The organism is Mesorhizobium sp. M0227, from assembly GCF_040321855.1.
Lineage (GTDB): Bacteria > Pseudomonadota > Alphaproteobacteria > Rhizobiales > Rhizobiaceae > Mesorhizobium.
Map to the genome: position 1 here is coordinate 1 of NZ_JAMYSJ010000050.1, position 16,209 is coordinate 16,209.

Sequence of the window (16,209 nt, forward strand, 5' to 3'; positions counted from 1 at the left end):
TAAGCGGCGCGTGCCCGCCAGCCAGTCGGCCTCGCAAGAGACGGTGACGCAGCGTTCCTCGATGCGGCCGTGGCCTTTGTCGCGTTCGGTGACGCGGTCGAGTTCGGCGGCAGGTGCATCGGCAAAGCAGGCTTCGATCTCGGCGCGCAAGGTGGGGCTGGTTAGCCTTGACGGCGAGCAGATAGTCGGCGCCGACAGATTGCCGAGGCGATCGTTGGGCTGGTGGCGATGGCCGCGTGGGTCGTCAATGTTGCCAAAGTGGTCGAGAAGCGACTTCAGGCGGGATTTCTCGAAACCTTCAACGACGATGACCGACATGACTGTGCTCCGAATCAAGGAAGCACCCATGGTTCAGCAATACCGAAAGTCCGTTAACCCGAGTTCGCAACCCTGGGAACCAATTCGCATCACTTGACTTGCCGGCCTCCATAGTGCAGATTGCCGGCAATCGGCAATAGACCTCAATGCGGCAGAGAGAGTTATGCAAAGCGGTGAGCGGGAACAGGGAAATCTCAACAGCAGCCTGCAACTGCTCCGGAACGTCTCCATTTCGGAACTGGTCTATCGGCAGGTGCACGAAAAGATCCTGTTAGGCGAGCTTCTTCCCGGCGAACATATGAACGAGAACCGACTGGCCGCCTCGCTCGGCGTGAGCAGGCCCTCCGTCCGAGAGGCGCTCCGGCAACTAGAGAAGGACGGGTTGATCGAAATCACCAAGAACAAGGGCCCGTTCGTCCGTGACATGCCGCCGGAAGAGGCCTGGGAGCTTTACGACATCCGCGCTTCGTTAGAAGCGCTCGCTGCAGAGCTTGCTGCGAAAAACCGCACGGACGAGGATCTAAAATTGCTGACGCAGTGCCTCAGGAACATGGATCAGGCAATCGAGCGTGGAGAAGAACCCGCGATATTTGATCACGCCGTCAACTTTCATCGGCTCGTTGCGGCGATGTCCGGCAGTCAGAACCTAGTCGACATGCTGAAGAGTGTTTGGGGCCGGCTTGTCCTGTTCCGCAGTAAGTTCTCGCGCCTCCATCTTGGCGATCCCGGGAGCGCCGAGGAAAGGCGCATCCTGGCAGCCATTCAAGCCCGCGATACCGAAGCAGCATCGACTCTGATGAAAGCCCACATCATCGGAGGAAAACAGGGCTTGATGAAGCATGCGCAGGAGCATGAAGCCAAAACCGTCGGGAAAGTCGCTGCAATTGGGAGGAAACAATCATGAAGTCGTCAGGCCCAGTCCTCGCGACTGTTGCCCGGAGCTCGTGTGCAACTGACGGAGCGGCGAAGCCGGCTGCGCGCAGTGGAAATCGGCCAGCCTTGGTCGCAGAAGACATTCACAAGCATTTCGGCGATCTCGAAGTGCTGAAGGGAATATCGCTCGAGGCCAACCGAGGCGACGTGATCTCGGTCATCGGCAGTTCGGGCTCCGGCAAGAGCACCTTTCTGCGTTGCATGAATTTCCTCGAAATGCCGAGCAAAGGCCGGATTGCAATTGGTGACGACGAAATCAGAGTGGAAACAGACCCAAAGGGCCGTCTGATCGGGCTCGATCGCAAGAAGATCGACCGGATGCGCATGCAGCTCGGCATGGTGTTTCAGAGCTTCAATCTCTGGTCGCACATGACCGTCCTTCAGAATGTCATGGAAGGACCAATCCACGTGCTCAAGCTGCGGAAGAACGAAGCGGGCGACAGAGCCATGGATTATCTCAGCAAGGTTGGCATTGCCGAAAAACATGCAAGCTATCCGTCCGAACTGTCCGGCGGGCAGCAGCAGCGCGTCAGCATTGCTCGTGCGCTCGCGATGCAGCCAGCCGCCCTTCTATTCGACGAACCGACGTCTGCGCTCGATCCCGAGCTGGTGGGTGAAGTCCTCAAAGTGGTGCGGCAGCTGGCTGAAGAAGGACGCACCATGGTCGTGGTCACGCACGAAATGGGCTTTGCCCGCGACGTCTCAAACAAGGTCGTCTTTCTCGAAAAGGGGAGGATCGAGGAACAGGGCACACCAGACCAGGTATTCCGAAACCCATCTTCTCCGCGATGTCGCGAATTCCTCGCAAGCGTCTTGTGACGAGCGCCATCGCGGTGGGAACGACCACATCCGACAAAAATAACGAACTGACAGAGGTGATCACATGAAAATCTCCAAATTGAATACCTTGCTCGCGATGCTCACTGGCACGCTGGTTCTCACTGGGCCGGCAGCGGCCAAGGACTACAAGAGCATCACGTTTGCAACCGACGCTACATATGCGCCCTTCGAATACAAGGACGCCAGCGGCAACCTGATGGGTTTTGATATCGATCTGAGCAAGGACCTGTGCAGCCGCATCAAGATTGAATGCCCGGTGATCGAGCAGGCATGGGATGGTATCATACCGTCCCTCATCGCCGGACGTTACGATGCGATCCTTGCCGCTATGGATATCAATACCGAGCGGGAAAAGGTCATTTCTTTCACCCAGCCCTATATCAAGACCCCGATACGTTTCATTGCGCCAAAAGGCAGCTCACTGCTGGAATTCAAGGGGAGCCCGGACAGTCTGACGCTCGATGACGTGAGCCCAGAGGAACGGGCAGAGTTGGACAAGCTGGCTGCTGCATTCAAAGGAAAGAAGATCGGCGTGCAATCGAGCACGACGGCCGAATCCTTCGTGAAAGAGTTTCTGCCCAACGTAGAACTCGCAAGTTACGATACACCTGACAACATGGTCCTTGATCTTAACGCCGGCCGCATCGACGCGAGCCTATCCACACTTGCTCGCCTCAAGCCGCTACTTGAGAAGCCTGAAGGCAAGGATCTTGCCATCTTCGGGCCGAACATGACTGGCGGACCGTTTGGCAAGGGCACGGGCATTGGCCTGCGCAAGGAAGATAGTCAGCTCCGCGACATGTTGAATAAAGCCATCGACGAAGCCGTCGCCGACGGCACGATCGAAAAGCTTTCGATGAAGTGGCTTGGCTTCGACGGCACTCCCAAGCAGTAGACCGAACTGATGCCGGGGGATGGGCTGCATTCGTCCGCTCCTCCGGCATCACGGTTCTCCCGCAATAGAGTTTATATCATGGATCTCACGCTATTTGGATGGGGCGATGCCGGCTGGGCCGATGAACTGACCCGTGGAGCGGTCATGACAATCGTGGTCGCGGCTTGCGCTTTCGCACTGGGCATCGCTATCGGATCGCTTTTTGCAGCAGCAAAATTGTCCAGGTTCCGGTCACTTCGACTGCTCGGCGACGTCTACACGACTGTTGTTCGGGGTGTACCGGAACTGTTGATCATCTTTCTCGTGTTTTTCGGTGGGGGATCGCTGCTCCGCTATGTGGCCAATGCACTCTTCGGCTTCGGGGGCTACATTGAACCGCCGGTCTTTGCCATCGGCATCTTGTGCATCGGTGTGAGCGCGGGCGCCTATTCCACCGAGGTAATCCGCGCTGCAGTTCTCGCCATTCCCAAAGGACAGATCGAAGCGGCGAAAGCAATCGGGATGACACCAGCTTTGCGATTGCGCCGCATCATCGTCCCGCAGGCGGCGAGGTTTGCGCTGCCCGGCATGGGTAACGTCTGGCAGTACACCTTGAAGGATACGTCCCTGATCTCGGTCGTCGGCCTCGTCGAGATCATGCGAGCCGCCGCGGTCGGCGCGGGTTCAACGAAAGAGCCGTTCACGTTCTATCTCGCGGCCTTCGTTCTCTTCCTCTTGCTGACTTCCGCGTCCAACCAGGGATTTATCCGGGCTGAAAAATGGGCCAACCGCGGAGTAAGGAGCCAGTAATGGATTTCGACCTTATGCGGGAAGCGTTCCCGAAGCTTCTGGCTGCCGTGCCCACGACACTCGCGTTGGCATCGATTTCGCTCTGTCTCGGCTTTGCGCTCGCCGTACCTTTGGCGTTGATGCGCGTTTCGAAAAACCGCCTGCTTTACGTTATCGCTTATGGCTACGTATATGTCATCCGATCGACACCGCTCCTGGTGCAGATGTTTTTGATCTATTATGGATCCGGCCAGTTCAGAGCCTTCTTCGAGCAGGTCGGTTTATGGACGCTCTTTAGAGACGCGTGGTTCTGCGCGATCCTTGCCCTCACCCTTAGTACCGCCGCCTATAGCACCGAGATCATAAGAGGTGCGATACAGGCTGTACCCTTAGGTCAGATCGAAGCGGCCCGCGCTATCGGAATGTCGGGCGTCCTGCAGTTCCGTCGCATCGTTTTTCCGATCGCGATGCGCCTGGCGCTGCCCGCCTACGGCAACGAGATCATCCTCATGGTCAAGTCGACGTCGCTTGCTTCGACAATCACCATCTTGGAAGTGACCGGTGTCGCCAAACAAATCATCTCCAACACCTATCGACCAGTCGAGGTCTTCATCATCGCTGGAGCGATCTACTTGTCGATCAACTTCATCGTCACTCGGTCGGTCATGCTGATCGAACTGTGGCTCAATCCTCATCGTCGCTCCGAACGCGGTGTGACCGGCGCCCCTGCTGCAGCCGCGCATTGAAACCAGCACACGAGCCCGCGTTCCGCGCGACATCACCATGTTCAGGAATTGGAAAATGAACGAGAAATTATCCCGTACGACCATGGTGCCGATTGTCAGCGCCGAAGTGTTCGAAATCGAGGCAAAGCTCTGCACACCGTACAAGCTCACCGAAGGGGTCCTGATCGCAACACAGGCGGTGCTTGTGAAGCTCACAGATGCCGACGGTGTCGTGGGGTGGGGAGAAGCCAATCCTGCTGAAACCGTGGACGGGGAGACGCCAGCCGGGGTTCTGACGGTTCTGAAGGACAAGCTGCTGCCCCTAGTTCTCGCCGCGCCGGAACCAGCGCCGGGCAACATCGATGCTCTGGTCGACGCGGTCGTCCCGAGCCACCTTTGCGCCAAAGGCGCGATTACTATGGCGCTGCTCGACATTCTCGGCAAACGGCTGAACGTCGCCGTGGCGACGCTGCTGGGCGGGCCGCTTCGCCGCTCATTGCCGGTCTTGTGGCCATTGAGCAATGGTACCGCCGAAGAGGACATCCCCATCATTGAAGAGCGCGCCGCCCAGGGCTTCTCCAGTTTCATGTTGAAGATGGGCACATCGCCGATTACCAGCGAGATCAAGCGCGTCGCTGCGCTGCAGGCCCGCTATGGAGAGCGGGTCAAGTTCATCGCGGATGCCAACCAGGGATGGAGTCTGGATCAGGCCCGTGAATTCCTGGCGGGAATTGCCGGCTCGAAAGTCGCCTTCGTCGAAGAACCTCTGGCAACAGACGTTATTGCGGGCATGGCGCAACTGTCCAATGCAAGTCAGCTTCCACTGTCGGCGGATGAATCGATCATAGATCTTACCGATGCTTCCCAACTGGCTCGTGCCGGCGCTGCGACGGTCTTCAGCATCAAGAGCAGCAAGAACGGCGGCCCCCTGCGGGCGCAGCGCATTGCCGCCACTGCGGAAGCCTTCGGCATCAGCTGCTACATGAATTCGATGATCGAATTCGGCATTACCCAGGCCGCCTCGCTCCAACATGCCGTCACCGTCCGAAACCTTGTCGATGTCGGACATGCCTTCATGTCGACCATGCGGTTGGTCGAGGACCCCACAGACTTCTCATCTTTCGTGCGTAACGGGGTTGTGCATCTGCCGCACCGCGCGGGCCTGGGCGTGGAAATCGACGAAAATCATGTGCGCCGGCTGACGACCGCTCGTTTCGTGCTCGGGGCGGAGAAATGACCTGGGTACCAAGCGATGCAAGACGCTGAGCTAACCATCATTGGCGGCGGCCTTGTTGGTGCGTCCATTGCCTGGGGGCTTTCCCGCTCGGGCGTAAAGCCGCTCGTCCTCGATGGCTCGGATCTGGACCTCAGGGCGTCGCGAGCGAATTTTGGATTGGTCTGGGTGCAAGGGAAAGGCCTGCACGCGCCCGATTACGCGCTTTGGTCAGACAGCTCTGCGAAGATGTGGCCGGCGATGGCCGCGGCGCTCTGTGACGATAGCGGCATCGACGTAGGCCTCGTTCAACAAGGCGCCTTTACGTTTGCTCTCTCGCATGAGGAGCTCGAGGCAATGCGAGCGGATATGGAATGCATCGCGTTCGAGACCGCGGGCCGTGCGGCGGCCTTCGAAATGCTGAACGGATGTCAGACGCGTGAGCGGCTGCCGCAGGTTGGGCCGGATGTCGCGGGGTCTGTCTATTCACGGGTGGACGGTCATGTCAACGCGCTTCGCTTGTTCCATGCGCTGCACGCCGCCCTGACCCGGAGAGGGGTGAGTTATCGGCCCAATCATAGGGTGGACGCGATTGAGCCCGCGTCCGATGGCTTCATCCTGACGGGCAATGGCTTTTCGATCCTGTCCCGCAAGATCGTTCTCGCGGCTGGCCTCGACAATGAAAGGCTGGCGCCAATGGTCGGCCTTTCCTGCCCGCTGAAACGAAGCAAGGGGCAGATCCTGGTAACCGAGAAGTGCAAACCGTTCCTGCCTTGTCTGTCGCCCACAATCCGCCAAACCGACGAAGGCGGCATCATGATCGGTGATAGCGAAGAGACCGACACGACCAGCATTGCGAGCTCATCGGACATCAGCGCCGTCCTGGCAAGCCGGGCTATCCGGGTTTTCCCGGCTCTCGCTGACTTGAGCGTGGTGCGCAGCTGGACCGGTTTCAGGGTCAAGACGGCCGATGGCGTGCCGATCTACGATCATTCGGCGCGCCATCATGGCGCTTTCCTGGTCGCCTGCCATTCAGGGGTGACGCTGGCGGCGAACCACGCGCTGGTTGTGGCGCCGCAGATCGCTGCATCCGAACTCAGCGACGAGCTTTCCTCATTTTCGGCAAGGAGGTTTCATGCTGAGGAGATTGCGTGAGATCCAGCAGCCCGTTCACTTCACCTTCGACGGCGTGCCGATGCGGGCAGAGCGCGGGGACATGCTCGCCACCGCCCTGCTGGCCGCCGGCGTGCAACAGGTCCGCTGGTCGGTCGTCAGTGGTGCGCCCCGTGCTCCCTATTGCCTGATGGGCGTCTGTTTCGAATGCCTCGTCACGATCGACGACGTTCAAAACCGCCAGGCTTGCCTCATTGAAGTCGAGGATGGAATGACGGTGCTCAGCCAACACGGCGCATCGAGCTTGCCTACACGTTCCAGCGTCGACGAAGGGCAGGCGTCATGACATTGCGGATTGTGTCCAGGGCAGAAGACCTGCTCCCCGTCTACGACGTCCTGATCGTTGGGGCGGGGCCGGCGGGAATGGCGGCTGCGACAGAAGTGTCCAATGCGGGTGCACGAGTTGTCGTGGTGGACGAAAACCCTCGCCCCGGTGGTCAAGTATACCGTGAGATCACGCGCAACCGGCCAGACGCGCGCAGTTACCTCGGCCCCGACTACTGGAAGGGAAAACCGCTCGCCGATTCCTTCGCCGAGAGCAACGGGGACTATGCCGCGAAAGCGACCGTGTGGAGCGTCGAGCGCACCGAAGACGTGGAGGCGGAGGCGAAGGATCATCATCGCGTGGGGCTAACGGTAGCTGGCGTTGCGCGTATCATCGAGGCGGCTGCCGTTGTCCTTGCGACCGGTGCTCAGGAAAGACCTATGTCTGTGCCCGGTTGGACTATGCTGGGTGTAATGACGGCTGGTGCAGCTCAGATTGCGCTCAAATCCTCCGGCGCTGTGCCGACTGCTCCAGTCGTACTCGCAGGCTGCGGGCCGCTTCTATATCTGTTGGCGAGCCAGCTCGTCGACGCAGGCGCGCGAGATATGACACTTCTCGACACGTCGCACTCACCCTTCCGATGGGATGCGCTGCGCCACCTGTCAGGCTTTCTGGGGTCACCATACCTTATGAAGGGGCTTGGCCTGCTCCTCAAAACGAAACGCAATATTCGTGTGGTGACCAGAGTTCAATCGCTCGCGATTTTGGGGCAAGACAGTGTCGAGGGCGTTCGTTTCGCGACTCGCCGGGAAACTGAAACACTTCAGGCCGAGACCGTTCTGCTGCATCAGGGCGTTGTCCCGGCCATCAATCTTGCAGCTGCCGCCGGTTGCCCCTTGACGTGGAACGAGCGCCAACGCGCTTTTCAGCCCGTAACGGACGCCGAGGGGCGAACACCAAGGCGTGGCATTCTCATCGCGGGAGACGGCGCCGGCATCGGGGGCGCTCAAGCAGCCGAAATTGGCGGACGGATTGCCGCCCTGGCTGCTCTTTCGGACCTCGGCCTCACAAAGTCGGCTTCATCGATCAGGGATCTTCTGCGACGGCGCCAGCGCTTCTTTCAGGGGAGAGACTTCTTGGATGCGCTGTACTCGCCTCGGCCTGCCTTTCTCGCCCCCCCCGATCCAGAAACGATCGTGTGTCGCTGTGAAGAGATTTCGGCGGGCAAGCTTCGCGAGGTCATTGCGCTCGCCCCCCCCGGTCCGAACCAATTGAAGACTTTTGTTCGCTGCGGAATGGGACCATGCCAGGGGCGCCTCTGCGCCGCGACTGTCACCGAAATCATGGCGGCCGAAAAAGGGATGAATCCGAGAGAGATAGGCACCTATCGTCTGCGCTCCCCGGTAAAGCCGGTTCGCCTTGCTGAGCTGGCGGCCCTTCCACATGTGCCGCGCGCCTTGAAGGCCGTGACCGGCAGAGATCCGGCTGATCACCAATTGAATGAAGGAGGACACCCGTCATGACCGAACGGCTGCTTCGTGCGCCCAGCCTGCATCGCGTCGTCAAGCACAACGGCATAGCCTATATCGGCGGTATCGTCGCCGATGACGACAGCCAGGACATGGGCGGCCAGACACGGGAAGTGTTGGCCAAGCTCGACACGTACCTGAAAGAGGCGAAATCCGATCGATCGAAGCTGCTCTCAGCAACGATCTTCATCACAGATATGAATGTCAAACCTGACATGGACGCGGTGTGGAAAGAGTGGTTCGCGCCCGACGAGCTGCCCGCGCGGGCAACGATCGGTGTTGCTGACCTCGGCGAGCGGACTCTGATAGAGCTCATTGCCACTGCGCACTATTGAGGACCAGCTTTCAAGCGATCGAGGCGCCAGCCGTCCTTGCGTCTTCGTCGCAAAGCCAGATCCAGAAGATTCGTGATCGAGAAGTCGTCCGCGCGGTCGAGCTCGTTGCGGGCCTCATAGGCCGACGTATCTCTCGGCTTCACAAGGAGCTATTGAACCTATGCAAGAAAAACTGAATGTCGTCCCCTTCGTCAGCGTCGATCACATGATGAAGCTCGTGCTAGCGACCAGCGTTGAACGCTTCCTCATCGAACTTGCCGCTTATATCGAAGAAGACTTCCGGCGCTGGGAGTGTTTCGACAAGACGCCGCGCGTCGCGTCCCATAGCGCCGACGGTGTCATCGAACTGATGCCCACCAGCGACGGGGAGACCTACGGTTTCAAATACGTCAACGGCCATCCGAAGAACACCCACTCTGGACGACAGACAGTCACCGCTTTTGGTATGCTCGCCGATGTCGGCAATGGCTACCCAATGCTACTGACCGAGATGACCATCCTGACTGCACTCAGGACTGCAGCGATGTCTGCGGTCGCAGCCAAATTCCTGGCACCCAAGGGCGCTCGCACGATGGCCATGATTGGCAACGGCGCCCAATCGGAGTTCCAGGCGATCGCCTTCAAGGCAATCCTCGGCGTCGACAAGCTTCGTCTTTACGACGTCGATGCTTCCGCCACGGCCCGCTGCCAGAAGAACCTCGCCGGCATGGGCTTTGAGATCAAGGCCTGCACCTCCTCGCAGGATGCCGTCGAAGGGGCCGAGATCGTCACCACCGTCACTGCCGACAAGCAGTACGCGACGATTCTCAGCGACAACATGGTCGGCTCCGGCATTCACATCAACGCGGTGGGTGGCGACTGCCCCGGCAAAACGGAACTTCACCGCGACATTCTTCTGCGCTCGGACATCTTTGTCGAATACCCGCCACAGACGCGGATCGAAGGCGAAATCCAGCAACTCGATCCCGATCATCCGGTGATAGAGCTCTGGCAGGTGATCGCGGGAAAGGTGCCAGGCCGCTCGGGCGACCGCCAGATCACGCTGTTCGATTCGGTGGGCTTTGCCATTGAGGACTTCTCCGCGCTTCGCTACGTCCGCGACCGGCTCAAGGACACGGGCCTTTACGAGGAGCTTGATCTCCTTGCCGATCCCGACGAGCCGCGCGATCTCTTCGGCATGATTCTGCGCGCCGGAAAGGCCGCTCCTGCAGCGCTCAAAGCTGGAGCCCTCTGATGAGCAGACAGTCCGTACAAGCCCCCAGGGGCGTTGTAATGATCCGGCCGCATCATTTCACGCCAAACCCAATGACCGCCGCTGACAACTCGTTTCAGTCCAATGACGAGAAGCGTGCCGCCGCGGCGGTCGCGAGCGCGGCATACGACGAGGTGACGCGTATGGCGGAGGGTCTCGCCGCTGCGGGCGTCATCGTCTATGTCTTCGAGGATAGAGCGGCCACAACGCCCGATTCCGTATTTCCCAACAACTGGTTTTCGACCCACTCGGGCGGACATGTCGCCGTCTATCCGATGTACTCAGCCAATCGGCAAAAAGAGCGCCGCGGTGACGTGATCGAGATGCTGAAGAACGAATATCGGGTCCAGGACGTCATCGACTACTCAGGACTAGAGAAAGATAATGTCTATCTCGAGGGCACCGGCGCCATGGTTCTCGACCACATCGGTCGGGTTGCTTATGCCATACGTTCAAACCGCACCAACGAAGTGGCGCTCGAACGGTTCTGCACGCACTTCAACTTCGAGCCGATGGTCTTCAACGCCGTCGATCGCAGCGGCAAGCCGATCTATCACACCAACGTGCTGATGTGCATCGGAACCGATTTCGCGCTGCTCGGGACGCTGATGATTCCCGATCTCCGACGGCGGCAGGAGATTGTCGAGAGGCTCAAGGAAACCGGCCGCGAAGTCATTGAACTCTCCAGCGGCCAGATCGAGAACTTCGCCGGCAATGCCATAGAGCTGGAGGGTAGTTACGGTCGCGTCCTAGCGCTTTCGGCTCGTGCCCACGCAGCCCTGGATCGGGAGCAGATCGCGGCGGTTGCGCGCTCGGCAAAGCTGCTGCCGTTCGATGTCTCGACGATCGAGCTTGCCGGAGGCTCGGTGCGGTGCATGCTCGCCGGAATTCACCTGTCGCGGCGCACTGCACCAACGGAACGCCTATTGTTCGCAGCAGAATGAGCGCCGCGCAGTCAAACATCGTTACACTAGGATAGCCAACAATGTCGCAGACCAGATCAGTCTATGAGTTCAACTCGGCAATCGTCCGGGAGCCATCCACCTCCGTTGTCAACGGACTGCGCGCCGATGGTCGTGACGGCCCGACTTACGAAGGTGTCAAGGCCGAGCACGAAATCTATATCTCGGCCCTACGCAATGCCGGCGTCGCGGTCACAGTCCTTCCGCCGCTTGAGGCCTTCCCTGACTCTATCTTCGTCGAGGACCCGGCTCTCGTGTTTACCGACGGCGCGATCCTACTTCGTCCCGGCACGCCAAGCCGCGTCAACGAGACAGCGGAGATCGCGCCGATCCTGCGCGAAAGGTTTGAGACCGTGCTGGAGCTGCCGGCTCCCGGCCAGGCGGACGGCGGCGACATCATGTATACGCCGAAGTGGGTGCTGATTGGCCTCTCTGCACGCACCGATAGGATAGGCGCGGAGGCGCTCATTCGCTGCATCGAAAGACTCGGCGGAAAAGCCCAGGTTGCCGAGACACCAAAGGGCATTTTGCATTTCAAAACGGCATCGTCGCTGCTCGACGATGAAACCGTGATTTCGACGGCGGCACTTGCAGGCGCTGCCGCGTTCGAGGGATTCCGCAGGATCGTCGTTCCGAACGGCGAAGAGCCAGCCGCGAACGTGCTTCGGGTCAACGACGTCGTTTTCGCCAGTGCCCATTACCCTCGCACTCTCGAAATTCTTGACACGGAGGGCTACAAGGTCGTGCCGCTCAAGACTGTGGAAATTGAGAAGATCGACGCCGGGCTTTCGTGTATGTCGCTCCGCTGGTATGGGAACAACAAATAGGCTGTTCTACGTCATCCGGACCCGAAGGCAGTTCTTCAAATTCGAAGCGCCGAGGAGCAACATCTCGATTATGCTGCTCGGCAGAAGATGCGGACACGTTCGTTCCTCCAGATAAATCATATTGGAAGCAAATCGATCAACCCTGTTTTGTCCCCCTTCAAAGTGTAATGCCGCCCAGATTCGACCGGAATAGGTTCTCGCAAAGGGTGAAAGGCCGCTAGCCAATGACCCCTGCGATCCTTGGAGCTGACTATGAATTTCCCAAAATGGGCATCAAAATATGACGTCATTCCATGGCAGAGTCCCGAATTGTGGGCCACGATATGGTGTTCTACTGGATCCAGACTGTTCGAATCTAGATAGTCGTAGCTCCTGAAAAGCACGGCTGGCGAGAGATATACCGGATCATGCAGCATCTGGATCACAGGGAAATACGAACGTTCGGCGAACAGGTTAAAACCCGAAAGATCAAATCCACATTGATTAAATACGGAGTTCTTTTCAAAGGCTTTGACGTCATTGCAGAGGAAACCGAACTGCTGGACCCGATACGGCATCACTAGTGTAGTAGGACTGGCGATCTCGCGAATGTCTTCAGCGATCGCTTCATATCCCTCGCCAACGACTCCGGCGTCCAACGTCTCCGTGAAAATGATGTCGGGTGCCGAAGGAAGGTCGCCGTCCAGAATTGCCTGCCTCGAGGATTTTGCAATCACCGCGATGCGATCTTGCAATTCGTTGGCCCAGATAATCTCCCGTGCAGCATCAGCAATTCGCTCGTCCATCTCGCATGAGAATACCATGCGAGCCCCGTATCTGGCGAAGAGCATCGCCGGTAGGCCAGCCCCAGTTCCGATTTCAACAATGGTTTTTCCCTCGACATCACAAGATGCAATCGCCGCTTCTATTGCCGCATTTCGTGCGGAGTCGCGCATCATTGTGAAATGCCACCTAGGAACTTTAGAATCGGCGTGGGCGAGCGAATTGATTTCGTTCATTTTGATCTTTCCAGAGTGTGATTGTGGGTCAACGATCTCAGGGGGGAGCGAGAACGCTAGTTGGGCGTCCCGCAAGCATTCAAAACGCCTCTTCCAAACACCACAGCAAAAATCGTGCCGGCCACCGAAACGAAATTGTCACCGAAAGAAACTTGTTTGGGTTGCACACCGCCCCCTTTGCCGCGCGGGGCAGCGGGCTGTAAACGCTAAAACCGACAGGGAAGGCTTTGGTCGAGCCTTCAATGTCTGGAGCGAAGTCGACGGGACGACCAAACAACGAACTGTGGGCAGTCATGGACGCGCTCCTTTGCATCGCCTCCTCAAGCTGGCGGCGGCATTGCCGGACCGCTTCCCGCAAATTTCGACGGTTCAACGCTGGACCTGGCGGACAATGAGACAATGGGCTGTGGAGGACGGTCAACGTCCGCGGGCGGCAGCAGCACGCCTCGCCCTCGGTCGCGAGGCGGGCCCGAGCGCTCCACCATTGACAACCAAAAAGCCGGGCAACCGACACCCACCGTCGGTTTTGTCGAGTTCGCGACACGATGAGTTCAGCGCTCTGCTGAATCCCATCTCCTTGATTTATCATAGGGAAACTTATCATGTGCCCTTCTCCTCGTAGTTGGCACAGTTTTTGAACATCTCGTGTAGGGGCTTTTTTATCACCGCACAGGAATCTCGCCGCTGCCTGGCGGACAATCGTCACCAGGGAAGAGAGAGCGACAGTGGGTTCCAAAATGCGAGTTTCAATCATTGGTGCCGGAAATTGTGGATGCGCGTTCGCAGCTGATTTGATCACCCGTGGCTTCAGCGTCCTTCTTTACGGTCATCCTAACCACCGCCGTAACATTGATGCGATCCGGCGAGATGGTCACCTGACGGCTCGGATGAAGATTGAGGGACGGTTCGAGCCGACTGTCACCACCGAGATGGCTACTGCCGTAGAATTTTCTCGTATTCTTGTGGTCACCGTTCCATCGTATGGGCACGACGACATCATTAGCGAACTGAAGGGCTTCGACCTATGTCGCCACATCATTGTGGCTATCAACGCCAATTTCTTCGCCTTGGCCTGTTCAAAGGAACTGAAGGCCCTGACTATCTTGGAAACCAATGCGTCCCCATATGCATCTTGGATTCAGAAGGGTGAAGTTTTGGTCGCGGGTATCAAGGCCAGTCTGCCGATCGCCGCCTTCCCTAATGCTCTCGATGAGAACCAGTGGTCGCAGATCGCGGATATATTTCCCCAGCCGCTCCAATGGTGCAATAATGTTTTCGAGATTGGGATGCAGTCCAACAATGGGGTGATACATCCGGTTGCAGCGATCCTCAACACTGGGAGGATTGAAAGCACAAAAGGAGACTTTTTCTTCTATCGCGACGGGATTTCATCCTCCGTCGGGAAAGTCATCGAGGCTGTCGACGTAGAGCGCCTGAAGATCGCCGATGCTTTGGGTTTCCGACTCCAGACATTCCTGCAAGAAATGGTCGGCTTCTACGGCGGGACTTTCGACAAATTCTCAGATTTTGCTTTTCATACGCGCGTTCACAACGCAACCAAGGCAACACCCACCCACATGCAAGACAGATATGTGGTTGAGGACATACCGTATATTTTGGTCCCTTGGTACGAGCTTGGCATCAAAGTAGGCATAAATGCCCGAACCATCAAGGCTTTCGTCGACATCGCGTCAGCCATCAATGGCATCAAATATTTTGAGAGCGGCCGTAACCTCAAGCGCCTGGGCATGGCCCACATGTCGAGAAGGGAACTCTTGCAGTTCGTTGAGAACGCGACATGCCGTTCACCGTCGTCTTCGACCTCCGCCATGCAACACCATAATTGAAGAGAACCACGTTTGCTTCGGCTAGCTTCGGAAGCGTTGGGATTTGGGACTTAAGGGAAGAGGGGCCTATGGAGAACAGCGTGGCGAGGCAGGAAAATGTTAGCAGTAGCCTCAGACTGCTTCGAAGAGTGTCGATCTCGGAACTCGTCTACGAGCAAGTTCATGAAAAGATCCTGTCGGGCGAATTGCAGCCCGGCGAACATATGAACGAGAACCGTCTGGCTGCCTCGCTAGGCGTGAGTAGGGCCTCCGTTCGCGAAGCTCTTCGACAGCTCGAAAAAGACGGTTTGATAGAAATCACCAAGAACAAAGGGCCCTTTGTGCGTGACATGCCGCCTGAAGAGGCGTGGGATCTCTATGACGTACGCGCCTCGTTGGAGGCGCTCGCTGCGGAACTGGCCGCGAAAAACCGGACCGATGATGATTTAAGACTCTTGGCGCAATGTCTTCAGAGCTCAGAGCACTCGATCAGTCTCGTGGACGCGGCGTCGGTGTTTGATTCCGCGATTAATTTTCACCGGCTTGTTGCGGTTATGTCCGGTAGCCGGAACGTTCTTGAGATGCTGAAGGGGATCTGGGGGCAGATTACCTTGTTTCGCAGAAAATTCCCGCGACTTAGTCCGGGGAAGTCGAACGACAGCGTAGAAAAACGGATATTCTCAGCAATTCAGAATCGAAACGCGGAAGAAGCGTCTGCTCTGATGAGGGCCTACGTCTTGGACGGCAAAGATGAGATGATCAAGCTCACCGGGAATCCTCCAGAAGGACGCCGCACCAAAAATCATTAATCGGTGTTGCGATGACCGCTTGAGTCGTACGCGCCAGGCCGCTTCTTGCGGCGCATGAGGTGAATGTGCGAAGAATCGACCCGATCGCGAGAGACGGACGGCCTACGTGGGCCATCGTCCGTGCAACGCTAAAGGGAATGCTCGACAGCATTGTAATGCCATTCCGCCGACGCGGCCATGGCTTCAATGAATGCGAGTTTGACGGTAGCGACTAAGCAACCGAACCGTGGCGCCAATGACCTTCTGAGCTTCCTCCCATTTCGGAAGATCTCGTTCCCCAACACGCGTGGCGATCGCGGCCAGTATCCAACCTACGCAGCTGATGTCTTCGGCAGCCTTCAGTTTCTCATGCTGCAGGATGCAAGCTTCAATGCCCGGTCGGGGCGGAGACCCGGGCGTAGCACGCTCAGCGATTAGCTGCAGACCGGCGTCGTAGGCGGCGCAAATTTTAATTCTATCGCCCCTTTCCGATTTCATCACCACATTCACCCAAAGGGCCAACTCAGTTAAAAGATCGGTTACTTCATCTCTCATTAAAAAG

General features: G+C 57.9%; 18 protein-coding genes and 1 pseudogene. 15 read left to right on the forward strand and 4 right to left on the reverse strand.

The window, feature by feature from the left end; all coding sequences use genetic code 11:
* Window positions 1–233, reverse strand: a pseudogene (locus NKJ00_RS31560) (ISAs1 family transposase); the annotation flags it as partial.
* A 248-nt stretch (window positions 234–481) separates the two neighbouring features.
* On the opposite strand from NKJ00_RS31560, the gene NKJ00_RS31565 reads away from it, so the two are divergent.
* From NKJ00_RS31565 to NKJ00_RS31625, 13 genes are all read left to right on the forward strand, one after another.
* Window positions 482–1,222, forward strand: a complete 741-nt coding sequence (locus NKJ00_RS31565; protein ID WP_352632507.1) for a GntR family transcriptional regulator — start codon at window positions 482–484, stop codon at window positions 1,220–1,222.
* Window positions 1,223–1,317: 95 nt separating this feature from the next.
* Window positions 1,318–2,070, forward strand: a complete 753-nt coding sequence (locus tag NKJ00_RS31570) for an ABC transporter ATP-binding protein (protein ID WP_352632509.1) — start codon at window positions 1,318–1,320, stop codon at window positions 2,068–2,070.
* Window positions 2,071–2,134: 64 nt separating this feature from the next.
* On the forward strand, window positions 2,135–2,986 hold the full coding sequence (locus NKJ00_RS31575) for a lysine/arginine/ornithine ABC transporter substrate-binding protein (RefSeq protein WP_352632511.1): 852 nt from the start codon (window positions 2,135–2,137) through the stop codon (window positions 2,984–2,986).
* Between the two features lie 78 nt (window positions 2,987–3,064).
* Window positions 3,065–3,775: an ABC transporter permease gene (locus NKJ00_RS31580; RefSeq protein ID WP_352632513.1), complete on the forward strand. Its 711-nt coding sequence runs from the start codon at window positions 3,065–3,067 to the stop codon at window positions 3,773–3,775.
* The gene (locus NKJ00_RS31585) at window positions 3,775–4,500 is read left to right on the forward strand and encodes an ABC transporter permease (protein WP_352632515.1); all 726 of its coding nucleotides are present in this window, start codon (window positions 3,775–3,777) and stop codon (window positions 4,498–4,500) included. The genes NKJ00_RS31580 and NKJ00_RS31585 overlap by 1 nt, the downstream gene beginning before the upstream one ends.
* A gap of 55 nt (window positions 4,501–4,555) precedes the next feature.
* Window positions 4,556–5,716 carry an enolase C-terminal domain-like protein gene (locus NKJ00_RS31590; RefSeq protein ID WP_352632517.1) on the forward strand — a complete coding sequence of 387 codons (1,161 nt, stop codon included), beginning with the start codon at window positions 4,556–4,558 and terminating at the stop codon, window positions 5,714–5,716.
* 15 nt (window positions 5,717–5,731) lie between these two features.
* Window positions 5,732–6,847, forward strand: coding sequence for an NAD(P)/FAD-dependent oxidoreductase (locus NKJ00_RS31595; protein WP_352632519.1), 1,116 nt, complete (start codon window positions 5,732–5,734; stop codon window positions 6,845–6,847).
* The gene (locus tag NKJ00_RS31600) at window positions 6,828–7,151 is read left to right on the forward strand and encodes a (2Fe-2S)-binding protein (protein WP_352632521.1); all 324 of its coding nucleotides are present in this window, start codon (window positions 6,828–6,830) and stop codon (window positions 7,149–7,151) included. Before NKJ00_RS31595 ends, NKJ00_RS31600 begins: the two co-directional genes overlap by 20 nt.
* Window positions 7,148–8,653, forward strand: coding sequence for an FAD-dependent oxidoreductase (locus tag NKJ00_RS31605; RefSeq protein ID WP_352632523.1), 1,506 nt, complete (start codon window positions 7,148–7,150; stop codon window positions 8,651–8,653). The genes NKJ00_RS31600 and NKJ00_RS31605 overlap by 4 nt, the downstream gene beginning before the upstream one ends.
* Window positions 8,650–8,994: a RidA family protein gene (locus NKJ00_RS31610; protein ID WP_023694322.1), complete on the forward strand. Its 345-nt coding sequence runs from the start codon at window positions 8,650–8,652 to the stop codon at window positions 8,992–8,994. Before NKJ00_RS31605 ends, NKJ00_RS31610 begins: the two co-directional genes overlap by 4 nt.
* 160 nt (window positions 8,995–9,154) lie before the next feature.
* On the forward strand, window positions 9,155–10,228 hold the full coding sequence (gene ocd, locus NKJ00_RS31615; RefSeq protein ID WP_352632525.1) for an ornithine cyclodeaminase: 1,074 nt from the start codon (window positions 9,155–9,157) through the stop codon (window positions 10,226–10,228).
* Window positions 10,228–11,190, forward strand: a complete 963-nt coding sequence (ctlX, locus tag NKJ00_RS31620; protein ID WP_352632527.1) for a citrulline utilization hydrolase CtlX — start codon at window positions 10,228–10,230, stop codon at window positions 11,188–11,190. The genes ocd and ctlX overlap by 1 nt, the downstream gene beginning before the upstream one ends.
* Window positions 11,191–11,231: 41 nt before the next feature.
* On the forward strand, window positions 11,232–12,035 hold the full coding sequence (locus NKJ00_RS31625) for an arginine deiminase family protein (RefSeq protein WP_352632529.1): 804 nt from the start codon (window positions 11,232–11,234) through the stop codon (window positions 12,033–12,035).
* Between the two features lie 116 nt (window positions 12,036–12,151).
* On the opposite strand, the gene NKJ00_RS31630 is transcribed toward NKJ00_RS31625, so the two are convergent.
* Together NKJ00_RS31630 and NKJ00_RS31635 are read right to left on the reverse strand one after the other, a co-directional pair.
* Complete coding sequence (locus NKJ00_RS31630) at window positions 12,152–13,033, reverse strand: SAM-dependent methyltransferase (protein WP_352632531.1); 882 nt, start codon at window positions 13,031–13,033, stop codon at window positions 12,152–12,154.
* Between the two features lie 79 nt (window positions 13,034–13,112).
* Entirely contained in the window at window positions 13,113–13,328 is a 216-nt protein-coding gene (locus NKJ00_RS31635; protein WP_352632533.1) for a hypothetical protein, read from the reverse strand.
* Between the two features lie 442 nt (window positions 13,329–13,770).
* Here NKJ00_RS31635 and NKJ00_RS31640 point away from each other — a divergent pair, with 442 nt between their 5' ends.
* Window positions 13,771–14,880, forward strand: coding sequence for an NAD/NADP octopine/nopaline dehydrogenase family protein (locus NKJ00_RS31640; RefSeq protein ID WP_352632535.1), 1,110 nt, complete (start codon window positions 13,771–13,773; stop codon window positions 14,878–14,880).
* A 68-nt stretch (window positions 14,881–14,948) separates the two neighbouring features.
* Window positions 14,949–15,668 (forward strand): GntR family transcriptional regulator, encoded by a 720-nt coding sequence (locus tag NKJ00_RS31645; protein WP_352632537.1) that lies wholly within the window; start codon window positions 14,949–14,951, stop codon window positions 15,666–15,668.
* 183 nt (window positions 15,669–15,851) lie between these two features.
* Here the strand turns inward: NKJ00_RS31645 and NKJ00_RS31650 are convergent.
* On the reverse strand, window positions 15,852–16,209 hold a 358-nt coding region (locus NKJ00_RS31650; RefSeq protein WP_352632538.1), incomplete at its 5' end, for a hypothetical protein.